Origin of the sequence: Streptomyces sp. NPDC085944 (genome assembly GCF_040686295.1) — a bacterium.
Classification (GTDB): Bacteria; Actinomycetota; Actinomycetes; order Streptomycetales; family Streptomycetaceae; genus Streptomyces; species Streptomyces salinarius.
Window position 1 is genome coordinate 337,742 of the sequence record NZ_JBFBJX010000004.1, and the last position, 17,060, is coordinate 354,801.

General features: G+C 71.7%; 16 protein-coding genes. All 16 read left to right on the forward strand.

Features of this window, described 5'->3' with window-relative positions; all coding sequences use genetic code 11:
• The first annotated feature begins 55 nt into the window (after window positions 1–55).
• The 16 genes from AB0P07_RS10145 to ispG all read left to right on the forward strand — a co-directional run bounded on the left by AB0P07_RS10145 (window position 56) and on the right by ispG (window position 17,053).
• On the forward strand, window positions 56–1,888 hold the full coding sequence (locus tag AB0P07_RS10145) for a DUF5941 domain-containing protein (RefSeq protein WP_365547759.1): 1,833 nt from the start codon (window positions 56–58) through the stop codon (window positions 1,886–1,888).
• Window positions 1,885–2,637 (forward strand): phosphocholine cytidylyltransferase family protein, encoded by a 753-nt coding sequence (locus AB0P07_RS10150; RefSeq protein ID WP_365547761.1) that lies wholly within the window; start codon window positions 1,885–1,887, stop codon window positions 2,635–2,637. The genes AB0P07_RS10145 and AB0P07_RS10150 overlap by 4 nt, the downstream gene beginning before the upstream one ends.
• Window positions 2,625–3,686: an iron-containing alcohol dehydrogenase family protein gene (locus AB0P07_RS10155; RefSeq protein ID WP_365547764.1), complete on the forward strand. Its 1,062-nt coding sequence runs from the start codon at window positions 2,625–2,627 to the stop codon at window positions 3,684–3,686. Before AB0P07_RS10150 ends, AB0P07_RS10155 begins: the two co-directional genes overlap by 13 nt.
• On the forward strand, window positions 3,664–4,443 hold the full coding sequence (locus tag AB0P07_RS10160) for a CDP-alcohol phosphatidyltransferase family protein (protein WP_164418023.1): 780 nt from the start codon (window positions 3,664–3,666) through the stop codon (window positions 4,441–4,443). The genes AB0P07_RS10155 and AB0P07_RS10160 overlap by 23 nt, the downstream gene beginning before the upstream one ends.
• Before the next feature lie 8 nt (window positions 4,444–4,451).
• Window positions 4,452–5,324 carry a glycosyltransferase gene (locus tag AB0P07_RS10165; protein WP_365547767.1) on the forward strand — a complete coding sequence of 291 codons (873 nt, stop codon included), beginning with the start codon at window positions 4,452–4,454 and terminating at the stop codon, window positions 5,322–5,324.
• Window positions 5,325–5,430: 106 nt separating this feature from the next.
• The gene (locus AB0P07_RS10170; RefSeq protein ID WP_365547770.1) at window positions 5,431–6,360 is read left to right on the forward strand and encodes an ABC transporter permease; all 930 of its coding nucleotides are present in this window, start codon (window positions 5,431–5,433) and stop codon (window positions 6,358–6,360) included.
• Window positions 6,353–7,132, forward strand: a complete 780-nt coding sequence (locus tag AB0P07_RS10175) for an ABC transporter ATP-binding protein (protein WP_365547773.1) — start codon at window positions 6,353–6,355, stop codon at window positions 7,130–7,132. Before AB0P07_RS10170 ends, AB0P07_RS10175 begins: the two co-directional genes overlap by 8 nt.
• Before the next feature lie 359 nt (window positions 7,133–7,491).
• Window positions 7,492–8,394 carry a squalene synthase HpnC gene (gene hpnC, locus AB0P07_RS10180; RefSeq protein ID WP_365547776.1) on the forward strand — a complete coding sequence of 301 codons (903 nt, stop codon included), beginning with the start codon at window positions 7,492–7,494 and terminating at the stop codon, window positions 8,392–8,394.
• 26 nt (window positions 8,395–8,420) lie between these two features.
• On the forward strand, window positions 8,421–9,341 hold the full coding sequence (hpnD, locus tag AB0P07_RS10185; RefSeq protein WP_365547778.1) for a presqualene diphosphate synthase HpnD: 921 nt from the start codon (window positions 8,421–8,423) through the stop codon (window positions 9,339–9,341).
• Complete coding sequence (locus AB0P07_RS10190; RefSeq protein ID WP_365547781.1) at window positions 9,341–9,499, forward strand: DUF6380 family protein; 159 nt, start codon at window positions 9,341–9,343, stop codon at window positions 9,497–9,499. The genes hpnD and AB0P07_RS10190 overlap by 1 nt, the downstream gene beginning before the upstream one ends.
• The gene (gene hpnE, locus AB0P07_RS10195) at window positions 9,496–10,932 is read left to right on the forward strand and encodes a hydroxysqualene dehydroxylase HpnE (RefSeq protein WP_365547784.1); all 1,437 of its coding nucleotides are present in this window, start codon (window positions 9,496–9,498) and stop codon (window positions 10,930–10,932) included. Before AB0P07_RS10190 ends, hpnE begins: the two co-directional genes overlap by 4 nt.
• A 68-nt stretch (window positions 10,933–11,000) precedes the next feature.
• Window positions 11,001–12,065 carry a polyprenyl synthetase family protein gene (locus AB0P07_RS10200; RefSeq protein ID WP_365548147.1) on the forward strand — a complete coding sequence of 355 codons (1,065 nt, stop codon included), beginning with the start codon at window positions 11,001–11,003 and terminating at the stop codon, window positions 12,063–12,065.
• Between the two features lie 116 nt (window positions 12,066–12,181).
• A complete protein-coding gene (gene shc / locus AB0P07_RS10205; RefSeq protein WP_365547787.1) occupies window positions 12,182–14,224 on the forward strand; it encodes a squalene--hopene cyclase in 2,043 nt (680 codons plus the stop codon).
• The gene (locus AB0P07_RS10210; protein ID WP_365547790.1) at window positions 14,224–14,865 is read left to right on the forward strand and encodes a 1-hydroxy-2-methyl-2-butenyl 4-diphosphate reductase; all 642 of its coding nucleotides are present in this window, start codon (window positions 14,224–14,226) and stop codon (window positions 14,863–14,865) included. Before shc ends, AB0P07_RS10210 begins: the two co-directional genes overlap by 1 nt.
• 6 nt (window positions 14,866–14,871) lie before the next feature.
• Complete coding sequence (hpnH, locus tag AB0P07_RS10215) at window positions 14,872–15,894, forward strand: adenosyl-hopene transferase HpnH (protein WP_061441213.1); 1,023 nt, start codon at window positions 14,872–14,874, stop codon at window positions 15,892–15,894.
• A gap of 4 nt (window positions 15,895–15,898) precedes the next feature.
• Window positions 15,899–17,053, forward strand: coding sequence for a flavodoxin-dependent (E)-4-hydroxy-3-methylbut-2-enyl-diphosphate synthase (gene ispG / locus AB0P07_RS10220; RefSeq protein WP_365547794.1), 1,155 nt, complete (start codon window positions 15,899–15,901; stop codon window positions 17,051–17,053).
• Window positions 17,054–17,060 lie beyond the last annotated feature (7 nt).

A 17,060-nucleotide genomic window follows, 5' to 3' on the forward strand; every position in this document is an offset into this window, starting at 1 on the left:
GCTCCACCATGCACAGGCCCGGCGCCCAGGCGCCGGCACCAGGGAGTGAGTTCGGTTGCCGACCGCCATCCTCACCGGTCAGCCGGTCCCCGGTTCGTCGATCGAGAGCGAGCTGCGGTCCCTGGGCTTCGACGTGCACCTCGCCTCCGGCGCCGCCGACACCGAGACCCTGTTGGCCCGCGTCCCGGGCGAGCACCGGGTCGCCGTGGTCGACGCCCGCTTCGTGGGCCACCCGCACGCCCTGCGCCTCGGCCTCACCGACCCCCGCTTCCCGCTCGCCGCGATCCCGGGCGCCGTGACCGCCCAGCCGGCCGCCCGCCAGGCGCTGGCCCGCGCGCTGGCCCGCGAGAACTGCGCCGGCGGCGGCACCGTGCTCGCCGTGGACAGCCTCGCCGACCGGATCACCGCCGCCCTCGACGCCGACGGCGCCGACGTGCACCGCCCCGAGCTGGGCAGCCTCGTCGCCGCCGTCCCCGCCGACCCGCAGGCCCGCAACGAGGCACGGCAGGCCGTCGCCGCCGTCGACGACGAGGCCGTACGCCTGAAGTCGGCGGTCAAGGCCCGCGACGGCTTCGTCACCACCTTCTTCATCAGCCCGTACTCCCGCTACATCGCCCGCTGGTGCGCGCGCCGCGGACTGACCCCCAACCAGGTCACCACCGCCTCGCTGATCACCGCGCTCATAGCGGCGGGCTGCGCCGCCACCGGCACCCGCGGCGGCTTCGTCGCCGCCGGCGTGCTGCTCATCGCCTCCTTCGTCCTCGACTGCACCGACGGACAGCTCGCCCGCTACTCCCTGCAGTACTCCACGCTCGGCGCCTGGCTCGACGCCACCTTCGACCGCGCCAAGGAGTACGCCTACTACGCGGGCCTCGCCCTCGGAGCCGCCCGCGGCGGGGACGACGTATGGGCCCTCGCCCTCGGCGCGATGATCCTCCAGACCGGCCGGCACGTCGTGGACTTCTCCTTCAACGAGGCCAACCACGACGCCACCGCGCTCGGCAAAGTGTCGCTGGCCAGCCCCACCGCCGCCCTCTCCGACAAGCTCGACAGCGTCGGCTGGACGGTCTGGGTGCGCCGCATGATCGTGCTGCCGATCGGCGAACGCTGGGCCATGATCGCCGTGCTGACCGCGCTCACCACGCCCCGGATCACCTTCTACGCGCTGCTGATCGGCTGCGCGTTCTCCGCGACCTACACCACCGCCGGCCGCGTGCTGCGCTCGCTGACCCGCAGGGCCACCCGCACCGACCGGGCGGCGAAGGCGCTGGCCGACCTCGCCGACTCGGGACCGCTCGCCGAGGCCGCCGCCAGGGTGCTGCGCGGCACGGCCCGCCGGCTGCCCGCGATCACCGCGCCCGCCGTGGCCCTCCTCGGCGGCGCCGCCGTCGTCGCCACCGCCGCGCTCACCGACTTCGGCGGCCCCTGGCCGCTCGTCGCCGCGATCGGCTACCTGCTGACCTCCGCGCTCGCCGTCGCCCGCCCCCTCAAGGGCGCCCTCGACTGGCTGGTCCCACCGTTCTTCCGGGCCGCCGAATACCTCACCGTCCTGTTCCTGGCGGCGAAGGCCGACGTGAACGGGGCCCTTCCGGCGGCTTTCGGGCTGGTGGCCGCGGTCGCCTACCATCACTACGACACGGTCTACCGCATCCGCGGCGACGCGGGCGCGCCGCCGCAGTGGCTGGTGCGGACGATCGGCGGGCACGAGGGCCGCACGCTGGTGATCTGCGTGCTGGCCGCGCTGCTCACCGCCCCACAGTTCAAGCTCGCGCTCACGGTCCTCGCCGTGGCCGTGGCACTCGTGGTGCTCGTCGAGAGCATCCGCTTCTGGGTCGCCGCCCACAAGGTCGGCGCACCCGCCGTACACGACGAAGGAGAACCCGCATGATCGGCCTCGTGCTGGCGGCCGGCGCCGGACGCCGTCTGCGCCCCTACACCGACACCCTGCCCAAGGCACTGGTGCCGGTCGGCCCCGAGGGCGCGGAGGACAGCATCACGGTCCTGGACCTGACGCTGGCCAACTTCGCCGAGGTCGGCCTGACCGAGGTCGGGATCATCGTCGGCTACCGCAAAGAGGCCGTGTACGACCGCAAGGAGGCGCTGGAGCAGAAGTACGGCGTCAAGCTCACCCTGATCGACAACGACAAGGCCGAGGAGTGGAACAACGCCTACTCCCTGTGGTGCGGCCGCGACGCCCTCAAGGACGGCGTGATCCTCGCCAACGGCGACACCGTGCACCCGGTCTCCGTCGAGAAGACCCTGCTCGCCGCCCGCGGCGACGGCAAGAAGATCATCCTCGCCCTCGACACGGTGAAGAACCTCGCCGAGGAGGAGATGAAGGTCGTCGTCGACCCCGACAAGGGTGTCCAGCGCATCACCAAGCTGATGGACCCGGCCGAGGCGAGCGGCGAGTACATCGGCGTCACCCTCATCGAGGGCGAGGCCGCCGCCGACCTGGCCGACGCGCTGAAGGCCACCTTCGAGCGCGACCCGCAGCTGTACTACGAGGACGGCTACCAGGAGCTCGTCAACCGCGGCTTCAAGGTCGACGTGGCCCCGATCGGCGACGTCAAGTGGGTCGAGATCGACAACCACGACGACCTCGCCAAGGGCAGGGAGATCGCGTGCCAGTACTGACGAGGCTCATCCCGTCGCCGGTCGTCGTGGACATCCGCGCGGGTGCCCTCGACGACCTGGGGTGCGTACTCGCCGACGAACGCATCTCCCACTCGGGCAAGCTCGCCGTCGCCGTCAGCGGCGGCTCCGGCGCCCGGCTGCGCGAGCGCGTCGCCCCGTCGCTGCCCGGCGCCGACTGGTTCGAGGTCGGCGGCGGCACGCTGGACGACGCGATCAAACTGGCCGGCGCCATGAAGGGCGGCCACTACGACGCGGTCGTCGGCCTCGGCGGCGGCAAGATCATCGACTGCGCCAAGTTCGCGGCGGCGCGCATCGGCCTCCCGCTGGTCGCCGTGCCGACCAACCTCGCGCACGACGGACTGTGCTCGCCGGTCGCCACCCTCGACAACGACGCGGGCCGCGGCTCCTACGGCGTGCCGAACCCGATCGCCGTCGTCATCGACCTGGACGTGGTGCGCGCCGCCCCGGCCCGCTTCGTGCGCGCCGGCATCGGCGACGCCGTGTCCAACGTCTCCGCGATCGCGGACTGGGAACTGGCCAACCGGGTCAAGGGCGAGAAGATCGACGGCCTGGCCGCCGCGATGGCCCGCCAGGCCGGCGAGGCCGTGCTCCGGCACCCCGGCGGCATCGGCGACAACGACTTCCTCCAGGTGCTGGCCGAGGCACTGGTCCTCACCGGCATCGCCATGTCGGTCTCCGGCGACTCGCGGCCCGCCTCCGGCGCCTGCCACGAGATCAACCACGCCTTCGACCTGCTCTTCCCCACCCGCGCGGCCTCCCACGGCGAGCAGTGCGGCCTGGGCGCGGCCTTCGCGATGTTCCTGCGCGGGGCCCACGAAGAGTCCACCCAGATGGCCGAGGTCCTGCGGCGGCACGGGCTGCCGGTGCTGCCCGAGGAGATCGGGTTCACGCCCGAGGAGTTCTTCCGGGCCGTGGAGTTCGCCCCTCAGACGCGGCCCGGCCGCTACACGATCCTCGAGCACCTCGACCTGAAAACCGACCAGATCAAGGACCTGTACGCCGACTATGTCAAGGCCATCGGTAGCTGAACTACGCCCGGTCGTCCATCCCGCGGGAGTCAAGGACCGGCGCAGCGGTGAGCACTGGGCGGGACGCCTCTACATGCGCGAGGTCTCGCTGCGGATCGACCGCTACCTGGTGAACACCAGGATCACGCCCAACCAGCTCACGTACCTGATGACCGTCTGCGGCGTGCTCGCCGCCCCGGCGCTGCTCGTGCCCGGCGTCTGGGGCGCCGTGCTCGGCGTGGTCGCGGTCCAGCTGTACCTGCTCCTCGACTGCGTCGACGGCGAGATCGCGCGCTGGCGGAAGCAGTACTCGCTCGGCGGGGTCTACCTGGACCGCGTCGGCGCCTACCTGACCGACGCCGCCGTCCTGGTCGGCCTCGGCCTGCGCGCCGCCGACATCTGGGGCACCGGACGCATCGACTGGCTGTGGGCCTTCCTCGGCACCCTGGCCGCGCTCGGCGCCATCCTGATCAAGGCCGAGACCGACCTGGTGGGCGTCGCCCGGCACCAGAACGGGATGCCCCCGGTCAAGGAGGCCGCGTCCGAGATCCGCTCCTCCGGCATGGCGCTGGCCCGCCGGGCCGCCGGGGCGCTCAAGTTTCACCGGCTGATCCTCGGCATCGAGGCGTCCCTGCTGATCCTGGTCCTCGCCATCGTCGACCAGGCGCGCGGCGACCTGTTCTTCACCCGCCTCGGCACCGCCGTACTCGCCGGCATCGCGCTGCTGCAGACCCTGCTGCACCTGGTGTCCATCCTCGCCTCCAGCAGGCTGAAGTGAGCGCGCCCATGAAGGTCGGTGCCGTCGTCATCACCATGGGCAACCGCCCCGAGGAACTGCGGGCCCTGCTCGACTCGGTCGCGGGGCAGGACGGCGACCCGGTCCAGGTCGTCGTGGTCGGCAACGGCGCGCCCGTACCCGAGGTGCCGGACGGCGTGCGCACCGTCGAGCTGCCCGAGAACCTGGGCATCCCCGGCGGCCGCAACGTCGGCATCGAGGCCTTCGGCCCCGGCGGCAGTGACGTCGACATCCTGCTCTTCCTCGACGACGACGGCCTGCTCGCCCGCACCGACACCGCCGAACTGTGCCGCCAGGCGTTCGCGGCTGACGACGACCTGGGCATCATCAGCTTCCGCATCGCCGACCCGGACACCGGCGAGACCCAGCGCCGGCACGTCCCGCGGCTGCGCGCCTCCGACCCGATGCGCTCCTCCCGGGTCACCACCTTCCTCGGCGGCGCCAACGCGGTGCGCACCCGCGTCCTCGGCCAGGTCGGCGGGCTGCCGGACGCCTTCTTCTACGCGCACGAGGAGACCGACCTGGCCTGGCGGGCCCTCGACGCGGGCTGGACGATCGACTACCGGTCCGACATGGTGCTGAACCACCCCACGACCGCGCCCTCCCGGCACGCCGTCTACCACCGCATGGTCGCCCGCAACCGCGTCTGGCTCGCCCGCCGCAACCTCCCCGCGCTCCTGATCCCGGTCTACCTCGGCGTATGGATGGCGCTCACCCTGCTGCGCCGCCCGTCGCGACCCGCGCTCAAGGCCTGGTTCGGCGGCTTCCGCGAGGGCTGGGCCACCCCGTGCGGTCCGCGCCGGCCCATGCGGTGGCGTACGGTGTGGCGCCTGACCCGGCTGGGCCGCCCCCCGGTGATCTGACAAGCTCGTACCGAGAGCGTTCCGGCCCTCCGGCCGGAGGGCCAGCAGGTCCAAGTCCGCGCCAGGCCCGCGGGGCCGAGCATTTCGAAGACGAAAGTATCCACCAGTGAGTGAGACAACGCACGACGGCACGGTCGCCATGACCAAGCCCGTGTCGCCCGACGAGGGCCTCACACCGGCCCGGCTCGCCGCCAAGTACGGGCTGACCGTGAGCGGTGCCAGACCTTCCCTCGTGGAGTACGTCCGTCAGCTCTGGGGGCGGCGGCACTTCATCCTCGCCTTCTCCCAGGCGAAGCTGACCGCCCAGTACAGCCAGGCCAAGCTCGGCCAGCTGTGGCAGGTGGCCACCCCGCTGCTGAACGCGTTCGTCTACTTCGCGATCTTCGGTCTGATCCTGAACGCGGGCAGGGGCATGCCCAAGGACGTGTACATCCCGTTCCTGGTGACGGGTGTGTTCGTCTTCACCTTCACCCAGTCCTCCGTGATGGCGGGCGTGCGCGCCATCTCCGGCAACCTCGGACTGGTGCGGGCGCTGCACTTCCCTCGGGCCTCGCTGCCCGTCTCGTTCGCGCTCCAGCAGCTCCAGCAGCTGCTGGCCTCGATGATCGTCCTGTTCGCGGTGGTCATCGGCTTCGGCAGCTACCCCTCGCTGTCCTGGCTGCTGGTGATCCCGGCGCTCGTCCTGCAGTTCCTGTTCAACACGGGGCTGGCGCTGATCGTGGCCCGCATGGGGGCCAAGACGCCGGACCTGGCCCAGCTGATGCCGTTCGTCATGCGGACCTGGATGTACGCCTCGGGCGTCATGTTCTCCATCCCGATCATGCTGGAGGACCAGCCGGCCTGGCTCGCCGACGTGCTCCAGTGGAACCCGGCCGCCGTCTACATGGACCTGATCCGCTTCGCGCTGATCGACGGGTACGGCTCCGAGAACCTGCCGCCGCACGTGTGGGCGGTCGGGCTCGGCTGGGCCGTGGTCCTCGCCGTGGGCGGCTTCGTGTACTTCTGGAAGGCGGAGGAGAGGTACGGCCGTGGCTGAGCAGCAGCAGGACCAGCGGGTGCCGACGGTCATCGCGGACGAGTTGCACATCGTCTACCGCGTCAACGGCGCCAGGACCGGCAAGGGCAGCGCCACCGCGGCCCTGAGCCGCATTCTCAAGCGCGGCGAGGAACGGGGCGTGCGCAAGGTGCACGCCGTGCGCGGCGTCTCCTTCACCGCCTACCGGGGCGAGGCCATCGGCCTGATCGGCTCCAACGGCTCCGGCAAGTCGACGCTGCTGCGGGCCATCGCGGGCCTGCTGCCCGCCGAGCGCGGCAAGGTCTACACCGACGGCCAGCCCTCCCTGCTCGGCGTGAACGCCGCCCTGATGAACGACCTGACCGGCGAGCGCAACGTCATCCTCGGCGGTTTGGCCATGGGCATGACCCGCGAGCAGATCAAGGAGCGGTACCAGGAGATCGTCGACTTCTCCGGCATCAACGAGAAGGGCGACTTCATCACCCTGCCGATGCGCACCTACTCCTCCGGCATGGCCGCCCGGCTGCGCTTCTCCATCGCCGCCGCCAAGGACCACGACGTCCTGATGATCGACGAGGCCCTGGCCACCGGCGACCGCAAGTTCCAGACCCGCTCCGAGGAGCGCATCCGGGAACTGAAGAAGAAGGCCGGCACCATCTTCCTGGTCAGCCACAACAACAAGTCCATCCGAGACACCTGCAACCGGGTCCTGTGGCTGGAGCGCGGCGAGCTGCGCATGGACGGCCCGACCGACGAGGTGCTCAAGGAGTACGAGAAGTTCACGGGCAAGTAGCCCGACACGCCGGGGCCCCGCCGCATCTGTTCCGGCGGGGCCCCGCGTCTGCAAAGGAAACGTCAACTCCTCGCGTTCTCAGGAATCTTGAAGCCAATCGGTGTGTTGTTGTGATGCGCTGTGCACCCCGACGGACGCCCGTGAGTTGTACAACGTAAGCTGTACCGGTCCTGAAACGCGGCACATGGGGCGATAATGCCCGACACCCTCAAGCGGGCCTGCCGCGCAGGTGGCAGGGCGGCGTGTCCGAAATAGTGTGTATTGGGTCGGCAGTGTAGAACGGGAGATGTGACGGCAATGGCTACGGAAACTCCCAGGCTCCCCGAGGCGTGCGCCGTCCCCGCCCAGGGCAGCCCCCGATGACGGCCACCGGGACGGGGCGCGCCGTCGACCCTGCGCACAGCACCCTCGCCAAGGCCGCCGACGAGAACTTCCCCGTCGCCCCCTTCTTCCTGCCCCGTGCCTGGCGCACCGACCTCATGGCCGTGTACGGCTTCGCCCGCCTCGTCGACGACATCGGCGACGGCGACCTCGCCCCCGGCGGCGCCGACGCCCGACTGCTCGGCGTCCCCGAGGACCGCGCCGACGACCGGCTGCTGATGCTGGACGCCTTCGAGGAGGACCTGCACCGGGTCTTCGACGGCACCCCGCGCCACCCGCTGCTGCGCCGCCTGGTCCCCACCGTGCGCCGCCGCGCGCTGACCCCCGAGCCCTTCCTCGGCCTGATCGCCGCCAACCGCCAGGACCAGCTCGTCGCACGGTACGAGACCTACGACGACCTCCTCGCCTACTGCGAGCTGTCCGCCAACCCGGTCGGCCGGCTCGTCCTCGCCGTCACCGGCACCTCGACCCCCGAACGGATCCGCCGCTCCGACGAGATCTGCACCGCCCTGCAGATCGTCGAGCACCTCCAGGACGTCGCCGAGGACCTCGGCCGGGACCGGATCTACCTGCCCGCCGAGGACATGAAACGTTTCCACGTCCAGGAGAGCGACCTCGCCGCTCCCACCGCGAACGCTTCCGTGCGGGCACTGATCGCCTACGAGGCCGCCCGCGCCCGCGACCTGCTGAATGAAGGAGCCCCCCTCGTGGGTAGCGTCCACGGCAGGCTGCGACTGCTCCTCGCGGGGTTCGTGGCGGGCGGCAGGGCGGCGCTGCGCGCGATCGCCGCGGCGGACCACGACGTACTTCCCGGCCCGCCCAAGTCAGGCAAGGTCCCCTTGCTGCGCGAGGCGGGCGTGGTTCTGCGAGGAGAGGGGTGATCGGGTCCGTGGAGTCGTCAGCGAACATGCCGGCACCGGTGCTCGCCGCCTACAGCTACTGCGAGGCCGTCACCGGTCAGCAGGCGCGCAACTTCGCCTACGGCATCCGGCTGCTGCCCACGCCCAAGCGGCGGGCGATGTCCGCGCTGTACGCGTTCTCGCGCCGCGTCGACGACATCGGCGACGGAGTGCTGGCGGACGACGTCAAGGCCGCCCGGCTGGACGAGACCCGGGCCGTGCTCGCCCGGATCCAGGACGGCGCGGTCGACGAGGACGACACCGACCCGGTCGCGGTCGCCCTCGCCGACGCGGCACGGCGGTTTCCGATCCCGCTCGGCGGCCTCGACGAGCTGATCGACGGCGTCCAGATGGACCTGCGCGGCGAGACCTACGAGACCTGGGACGACCTGAAGGTCTACTGCCGCTGCGTGGCGGGCGCCATCGGACGCCTCTCGCTCGGCGTGTTCGGCACCGAACCGGGGGCGCGCGGCGCCGAGCGCGCGTCCGAGTACGCCGACACGCTCGGGCTCGCGCTGCAGCTCACCAACATTCTGCGCGACGTCCGGGAGGACGCCGAGGGCGGGCGTGTCTACCTGCCCGCCGACGACCTCGCCAAGTTCGGCTGCTCGGCCGGGTTCGACGGGCCGGCACCGCCCGAGGACTCCGACTTCGCGGGGCTCGTGCACTTCGAGGTGCGCCGGGCCCGTGCCCTCTTCGCCGAGGGCTACCGGCTGCTGCCCATGCTCGACCGGCGCAGCGGCGCCTGCGTGGCCGCCATGGCCGGCATCTACCGCCGCCTCCTCGACCGCATCGAGCGCGACCCGGAGGCCGTGCTGCGCGGCCGGGTCTCCCTGCCCGGACGCGAGAAGGCGTACGTCGCCGTGCGCGGCCTGTCCGGCCTCGACGCCCGGCACGTCACCCGGCGGACCGTCAGGAGGCGCGCCTGATGGACACACCGGGCACACTCGACACCCGGGACCCGCACAGAACCGGCGGCGGGCAGCGGCGGGCAACCCTCCGGTGGCGGTCGGCGTCCCTGACTGAGACGGTCGGCCGTACGCCGTTCAAACACCACGGCGGCCGGACAGGGAAGGGCGCACCATGACGCAGGGCAACGGCACGCGCGACGGCGGAGTGCTCGCGGACGCCCCGGTCTCCGGGCCCGGCCGGCATGCCGTCGTGGTCGGCGGCGGACTTGCGGGGGTCACCACCGCGCTCGCCCTCGCCGACGCCGGCGTGCGCGTCACCCTGCTCGAAGGACGTCCCCGGCTCGGCGGACTCGCCTTCTCCTTCCAGCGCGGCGACCTCACCGTCGACAACGGCCAGCACGTGTACCTGCGCTGCTGCACCGCCTACCGGTGGTTCCTCGACCGGATCGGCGGAGCGGCGCTCGCACCGGTGCAGGACCGTCTCGACGTGCCCGTGGTCGACCTGGCCAGGAGTGAGGGCAACCGGCTCGGCAGACTGCGGCGCGACGCGCTGCCCGTGCCCCTGCATCTGGGGCGCAGCCTGGCGACCTACCCGCACCTCTCCCTCGCCGAACGCGCCTCGGTGGGGCGTGCCGCGCTCGCGCTCAAGGGGCTCGACCTCGACGATCCGGCCCTGGACACCCAGGACTTCGGCAGCTGGCTGACCGCGCACGGTCAGTCGGCGCGCGCCGTCGAGGCCCTGTGGGACCTGGTCGGGGTCGCCACCCTCAACGCGGTCGCGGGCGACGCCTCCCTGGGGCTTGCCGCGATGGTGTTCAAGACCGGTCTGCTGTCCGACCCGGCAGCGGCCGACATCGGGTGGGCCCGCGTCCCGCTGGGCGAACTGCACGACCGGCTGGCCCGCAAGGCGCTCGACTCCGCGGGCGTCCGTACCGAGGTCCGTACACGCGTCACCTCCGTCTCTGCAAACGGGAACGGCGGCTGGAGCGTGCAGGTTCCCGGGGAGACGCTCGAAGCGGACGCCGTCGTCCTCGCCGTACCCCAGCGCGAGGCCCACGACCTGCTGCCGGACGGTGCGCTCGACGGCCCGGAAAATCTTCTGCGGATCGGCACCGCCCCGATCCTCAACGTCCACGTGATCTACGACCGCAAGGTGCTCGCCACACCGTTCCTCACGGCGCTCGGCACCCCAGTGCAGTGGGTGTTCGACCGCACCGAGGCCTCCGGACTGAAGGAGGGTCAGTACCTGGCGCTGTCCCAGTCGACGGCGCAGAACGAGATCGACGAGCCCGTGGCCGCGCTGCGCGAGCGGTATCTGCCCGAACTGGAGCGGCTGCTGCCGCGTACCCGGGGCGCCGAGGTGAAGGACTTCTTCGTGACCAGGGAGCGCACCGCGACGTTCGCCCCCGCCCCCGGCGTCGGCCGCCTCAGGCCCGGCGCCCGCACCAAGGCACCCGGCCTCTACCTGGCCGGAGCGTGGACCGCCACCGGGTGGCCCGCGACCATGGAGAGTGCGGTTCGCAGCGGTGTCGGGGCGGCGGCCGCCGCGCTCGGCGCCCTGGGCCGGTCCCGCGGCCTCCTCCCCGATTTTTTCGAGGAGGCGGCGTGAAAGCCGATCCGCGCGGGACCGACTCCCGCACTCCCGGCACCGCAACTGGAGGAAAGACTGTGCCCACTGTGCCCCCGGCCCCGACGGCCGATCGACGGACCACGGTGGACGTGACCGCGCTTCTGGAGCGCGGCCGGACCCTGGCCACGCCGGTCCTGCGGGCGGCGGTCGACCGCCTGGCCCCTCCCATGGACACCGTCGCCGCCTACCACTTCGGCTGGATCGACGCCCAGGGCAACCCCGCTGACGGCGACGGCGGCAAGGCCGTGCGGCCCGCGCTCGCCGTGCTCTCCGCCGAGGTCACCGGCGCCGCGCCCGAGGTGGGCGTGCCCGGCGCGGTGGCCGTGGAACTGGTGCACAACTTCTCCCTCCTGCACGACGACCTGATGGACGGCGACGAACAGCGCCGCCACCGCGACACCGTCTGGAAGGTGCACGGCCCCGCCCAGGCCATCCTGGTCGGCGACGCCCTGTTCGCGCTGGCCAACGAGGTGCTCCTGGAGCTGGGCACCGCCGAGGCCGGCCGCGCCACCCGCCGCCTGACCAAGGCCAGCCGCTCCCTGATCGACGGGCAGGCCCAGGACATCTCCTACGAGCACCGCGACCGCGTCAGCGTCGAGGAGTGCCTGGAGATGGAGGGCAACAAGACCGGCGCCCTGCTCGCCTGCGCCAGCTCCGTCGGCGCGGTGCTCGGCGGAGCCGACGAGCGCACCGCCGACACCCTCGAGAAGTACGGCTACCACCTGGGCCTCGCCTTCCAGGCCGTCGACGACCTGCTCGGCATCTGGGGCGACCCGGACGCCACCGGCAAGCAGACCTGGAGCGACCTGCGCCAGCGCAAGAAGTCGCTGCCGGTCGTGGCCGCCCTCGCGGCCGACGGACCCGCCTCCGAGCGGCTCGGCGAGATCCTCGCCGCCGACGCCAAGGCCAGTGACTTCGCGAACTTCTCCGAGGAGGAGTTCGCGGCCCGCGCCGCCCTCATCGAGGAAGCGGGCGGGCGGGAGTGGACCGCCGACGAGGCGCGTCGCCAGCACACCATCGCCATCGAAGCCCTAGACGCCGTCGACATGCCCGACCGGGTGCGGGAGATGTTCACGGCCCTCGCGGACTTCGTCGTCGTACGAAAGAGATGATCATTATCGGTCGAATAGCCCTCGCGTAGTCGCCGGCCGGTGTCGTGGAGACACGAGCACCGGCCGACGGCGGACCCAGCAGACGCACCACATGCACACTGCACGAAGGGGAAGCCATGACAGCGACGACCGACGGAAGCACCGGGGCCTCCCTGCGGCCCCTGGCAGCCTCGGCCAGCGACACCGACAGCACGATCCCCGCCACGGCGGCCGGGGTACCCGAAGCCGCCGCCCGCGCCACCCGGCGCGCCACCGACTTCCTGCTCGCCAAGCAGGACGCCGAGGGCTGGTGGAAGGGCGACCTCGAGACGAACGTCACGATGGACGCCGAGGACCTGCTCCTGCGTCAGTTCCTGGGCATCCAGGACGAGGAGACCACCCGCGCCGCCGCGCTGTTCATCCGCGGCGAGCAGCGCGAGGACGGCACCTGGGCCACCTTCTACGGCGGCCCCGGCGAACTGTCCACCACGATCGAGGCCTACGTCGCCCTCCGCCTGGCCGGCGACTCACCCGACGCGCCCCACATGGCGCGGGCCTCGGAGTGGATCCGCTCCCGCGGCGGCATCGCCGCGGCGCGCGTCTTCACCCGCATCTGGCTGGCGCTGTTCGGCTGGTGGAAGTGGGAGGACCTGCCAGAACTCCCGCCGGAGCTCATCTACTTCCCGACCTGGGTCCCGCTCAACATCTACGACTTCGGCTGCTGGGCCCGGCAGACCATCGTGCCGCTCACCATCGTCTCCGCGAAGCGGCCGGTGCGTCCCGCGCCGTTCTCGCTGGACGAACTGCACACCGACCCGGCGCGCCCCAACCCGCCGCGCCCCCTGGCACCGGCGGCCAGCTGGGACGGCGCCTTCCAGCGCATCGACAAGGCCCTGCACGCCTACCGCAAGGTCGCCCCGCGCCGGCTGCGCAGGGCCGCGATGAACAGCGCCGCCCGCTGGATCATCGAGCGTCAGGAGAACGACGGCTGCTGGGGCGGCATCCAGCCCCCGGCCGTCTACTCGGTCATCGCCCTCTACCTGCTCGGCTACGACCTCGAACATCCCGTGATGCGCGCGGGCCTGGAGTCGCTGGACCGGTTCGCCGTGTGGCGCGAGGACGGCGCCCGGATGATCGAGGCCTGCCAGTCCCCGGTGTGGGACACCTGCCTGGCCACCATCGCGCTCGCCGACGCGGGCGTCCCCGAGGACCACCCCCAGCTGGTGAAGGCCTCGGACTGGATGCTCGGCGAACAGATCGTGCGCCCCGGCGACTGGTCGGTGAAGCGCCCCGGACTCCCGCCCGGCGGCTGGGCCTTCGAGTTCCACAACGACAACTACCCCGACATCGACGACACCGCCGAGGTCGTCCTCGCCCTGCGCCGGGTCAGGCACCACGACCCGGAGCGGGTGGAGAAGGCGATCGGGCGCGGGGTGCGCTGGAACCTCGGCATGCAGTCCAAGAACGGCGCCTGGGGAGCCTTCGACGTCGACAACACCAGCGCCTTCCCCAACCGGCTGCCGTTCTGCGACTTCGGCGAGGTCATCGACCCGCCGTCCGCCGACGTCACCGCGCACGTGGTCGAGATGCTGGCCGTCGAGGGCCTCGCCCACGACCCGCGCACCCGCCGCGGCATCCAGTGGCTCCTGGACGCGCAGGAGGCGGACGGCTCCTGGTTCGGCCGCTGGGGCGTCAACTACGTCTACGGCACCGGGTCCGTGATCCCCGCGCTGACCGCCGCCGGGCTGCCCACCTCGCACCCGGCCATCCGGCGCGCGGTGCGCTGGCTGGAGTCCGTCCAGAACGAGGACGGCGGCTGGGGCGAGGACCTGCGCTCCTACCGCTACGTCCGGGAGTGGAGCGGCCGGGGCGCCTCCACCGCCTCGCAGACCGGCTGGGCACTGATGGCCCTGCTGGCGGCGGGGGAGCGGGAGTCCAAGGCCGTGGAGCGCGGCATCGCGTGGCTCGCGGCCACCCAGCGCGAGGACGGCTCCTGGGACGAGCCGTATTTCACGGGCACCGGCTTCCCGTGGGACTTCTCCATCAACTACCACCTCTACCGGCAGGTCTTCCCGCTCACCGCACTCGGCCGGTACGTCCACGGGGAGCCCTTCGCCGACAAGCCCCGTGCGGCCGAGGCACCCACCGCGTCCGTCGTGGCCGAGGTGAAGGGCAGCTGATGACCTCGCAGACCGGCCCGTCCCCGCTGCTGATCGCCTGCGCGCTCGGTATCGAGCACCTCGCCCTGCGCACCGGCGACCGCGTCGGCGCCGGCGGGCCGGTCACCGTCCTGCGCACCGGTATGGGCCCGAAGGCGGCCGAGCGCTCGGTCGCCCGGGTCCTCGCCGACCCGGAGCTCGACGCCGCCGCGGTGCTCGCCACCGGCTTCTGCGCGGGACTCGCCCCCGGCATGCACCCCGGCGACCTGGTCGTCGCCGAGGAGACCCGGGACCCCCGCTCCACCGTCCCCTGTGTCGCGACCGACCGGCTCGTCAAGGAACTCGCGCGAGCCGTCCCGGGGCGCACCGTCCACACCGGGCCGTTGACCGGCTCGGACCACGTCGTCCGCGGCCCCGAACGGGCCGACCTGCTCGCGACCGGCGCGATCGCCGTTGACATGGAGTCCGCGGCCACGCTCCTGAGCGCCGTCCGCACGGGCCCGCGCCCGGTTGCGGCCGTCCGGGTGGTCGTGGACGCTCCAGAACACGAACTCGTCCGGATCGGCACCGTGCGCGGTGGAATATCGGCTTTCCGTGTTCTTCGATCCGTTCTTCCCGCATTTTTCGAATGGCACCGTTCTTTGTTGCTCCCCCGGAGGTGAGCCCAGATGGCCATGCCGCTGCGCCAGTCCATCAAGGTCGCTACATACCTGGCCGAACAGAAGATTCGCCGACGGGACAAGTTCCCGCTCATCGTGGAGCTGGAGCCGCTCTTCGCCTGCAACCTGAAGTGCGAGGGGTGCGGCAAGATCCAGCACCCCGCCGGTGTGCTCAAGCAGCGCATGCCGGTCGCGCAGGCCGTGGGAGCGGTGCTCGAATCGGGTGCACCGATGGTCTCCATCGCCGGCGGCGAGCCCCTGATGCACCCGCAGATCGACGAGATCGTGCGCCAGTTGGTGGCCAAGCGGAAGTACGTCTTCCTCTGCACCAACGCGCTGCTCATGCGCAAGAAGATGGACAAGTTCAAGCCCTCGCCGTACTTCGCCTTCGCCGTGCACATCGACGGGCTGCGCGAGCGGCACGACGAGTCGGTGGCCAAGGAGGGCGTGTTCGACGAGGCCGTGGAGGCCATCAAGGAGGCCAAGCGCCGCGGCTTCCGGGTGACCACCAACTCGACCTTCTTCAACACCGACACCCCGCAGACCATCGTCGAGGTGCTCAACTTCCTCAACGACGACCTCAAGGTCGACGAGATGATGATCTCGCCCGCCTACGCCTACGAGAAGGCGCCCGACCAGGAGCACTTCCTGGGCGTGGAGCAGACCCGCGAGCTGTTCCGGAAGGCCTTCTCGGGGGGCAACCGGGCCCGCTGGCGCCTCAACCACTCCCCGCTGTTCCTCGACTTCCTCGAGGGCAAGGTCGACTTCCCCTGCACCGCCTGGGCGATCCCCAACTACTCCCTCTTCGGCTGGCAGCGCCCCTGCTACCTGATGAGCGACGGATACGTCCCGACCTACCGGGAGCTGATCGAGGAAACCGACTGGGACAAGTACGGCCGCGGCAAGGACCCGCGCTGCGACAACTGCATGGCGCACTGCGGTTACGAGCCCACCGCCGTCCTGGCCACCATGGGCTCGCTCAAGGAGTCCCTGCGCGCCATGCGCGAGACCGTCTCCTCGAACCGGGAGTGACGTCATGACCGCCATCCCCTTGGGGCTCCCCGAGGTACCGGTCCGGCCGATCGCCGAGCGGCGCGTGTCGCGGCGGATCCAGGTCGGGCCGGTGGCGGTCGGGGGTGGGGCCCCGGTGTCGGTGCAGTCGATGACGACCACCCGCACCTCCGACATCGGTGCCACGCTCCAGCAGATCGCCGAGCTGACGGCGGCCGGCTGCGAGATCGTGCGCGTGGCCTGCCCCACCCAGGACGACGCCGACGCGCTGCCCGTCATCGCCAGGAAGTCGCAGATCCCGGTGATCGCGGACATCCACTTCCAGCCCAAGTACGTCTTCGCCGCGATCGAGGCCGGCTGCGCGGCGGTCCGGGTGAACCCGGGCAACATCAAGCAGTTCGACGACAAGGTCAAGGAGATCGCCAAGGCGGCCCGCGACCACGGAACCCCGATCCGCATCGGGGTCAACGCGGGCTCGCTGGACCGCAGGCTGCTCCAGAAGTACGGCAGGGCGACCCCCGAGGCCCTCGCCGAGTCCGCCCTGTGGGAGGCGTCGCTCTTCGAGGAGCACGACTTCCGGGACATCAAGATCTCGGTCAAGCACAACGACCCGGTCGTCATGGTCGAGGCCTACCGCCGGCTCGCCGCCCAGTGCGACTACCCGCTGCACCTGGGGGTGACGGAGGCGGGGCCCGCGTTCCAGGGCACCATCAAGTCGGCGGTCGCCTTCGGCGCGCTGCTCTCGCAGGGCATCGGCGACACCATCCGCGTCTCCCTCTCCGCCCCGCCGGTCGAGGAGATCAAGGTCGGCATCCAGATCCTCCAGTCGCTCGGGCTCAGGGAACGCCGGCTGGAGATCGTCTCCTGCCCGTCCTGCGGCCGGGCCCAGGTCGACGTCTACAAGCTGGCCGAGGAGGTCACCGCCGGTCTGGAGGGCATGGAGGTGCCGCTGCGCGTGGCCGTCATGGGCTGCGTCGTCAACGGCCCCGGCGAGGCCCGCGAGGCCGACCTCGGCGTCGCCTCCGGCAACGGCAAGGGGCAGATCTTCGTCAGGGGCGAGGTCGTCAGGACCGTCCCCGAGTCGAAGATCGTGGAGACCCTCATCGAGGAGGCGATGAGGATCGCGGAGCAGATGGAGAAGGACGGCGCCTCGGGGGCGCCGGCCGTCACCGTGAGCTGAAACGCGG

What these genes read in the sequence shown, in the direction of transcription:
- AB0P07_RS10150 (WP_365547761.1), top strand. Translation starts at nt 1,885, where the DNA reads ATGATCGGCCTCGTGCTGGCGGCCGGCGCCGGACGCCGTCTGCGCCCC.
- AB0P07_RS10160 (WP_164418023.1), top strand. Translation starts at nt 3,664, where the DNA reads ATGTCAAGGCCATCGGTAGCTGAACTACGCCCGGTCGTCCATCCCGCG.
- AB0P07_RS10165 (WP_365547767.1), top strand. Translation starts at nt 4,452, where the DNA reads ATGAAGGTCGGTGCCGTCGTCATCACCATGGGCAACCGCCCCGAGGAA.
- hpnC (WP_365547776.1), top strand. Translation starts at nt 7,492, where the DNA reads ATGACGGCCACCGGGACGGGGCGCGCCGTCGACCCTGCGCACAGCACC.
- hpnD (WP_365547778.1), top strand. Translation starts at nt 8,421, where the DNA reads ATGCCGGCACCGGTGCTCGCCGCCTACAGCTACTGCGAGGCCGTCACC.
- AB0P07_RS10190 (WP_365547781.1), top strand. Translation starts at nt 9,341, where the DNA reads ATGGACACACCGGGCACACTCGACACCCGGGACCCGCACAGAACCGGC.
- hpnE (WP_365547784.1), top strand. Translation starts at nt 9,496, where the DNA reads ATGACGCAGGGCAACGGCACGCGCGACGGCGGAGTGCTCGCGGACGCC.
- shc (WP_365547787.1), top strand. Translation starts at nt 12,182, where the DNA reads ATGACAGCGACGACCGACGGAAGCACCGGGGCCTCCCTGCGGCCCCTG.
- AB0P07_RS10210 (WP_365547790.1), top strand. Translation starts at nt 14,224, where the DNA reads ATGACCTCGCAGACCGGCCCGTCCCCGCTGCTGATCGCCTGCGCGCTC.
- hpnH (WP_061441213.1), top strand. Translation starts at nt 14,872, where the DNA reads ATGGCCATGCCGCTGCGCCAGTCCATCAAGGTCGCTACATACCTGGCC.
- ispG (WP_365547794.1), top strand. Translation starts at nt 15,899, where the DNA reads ATGACCGCCATCCCCTTGGGGCTCCCCGAGGTACCGGTCCGGCCGATC.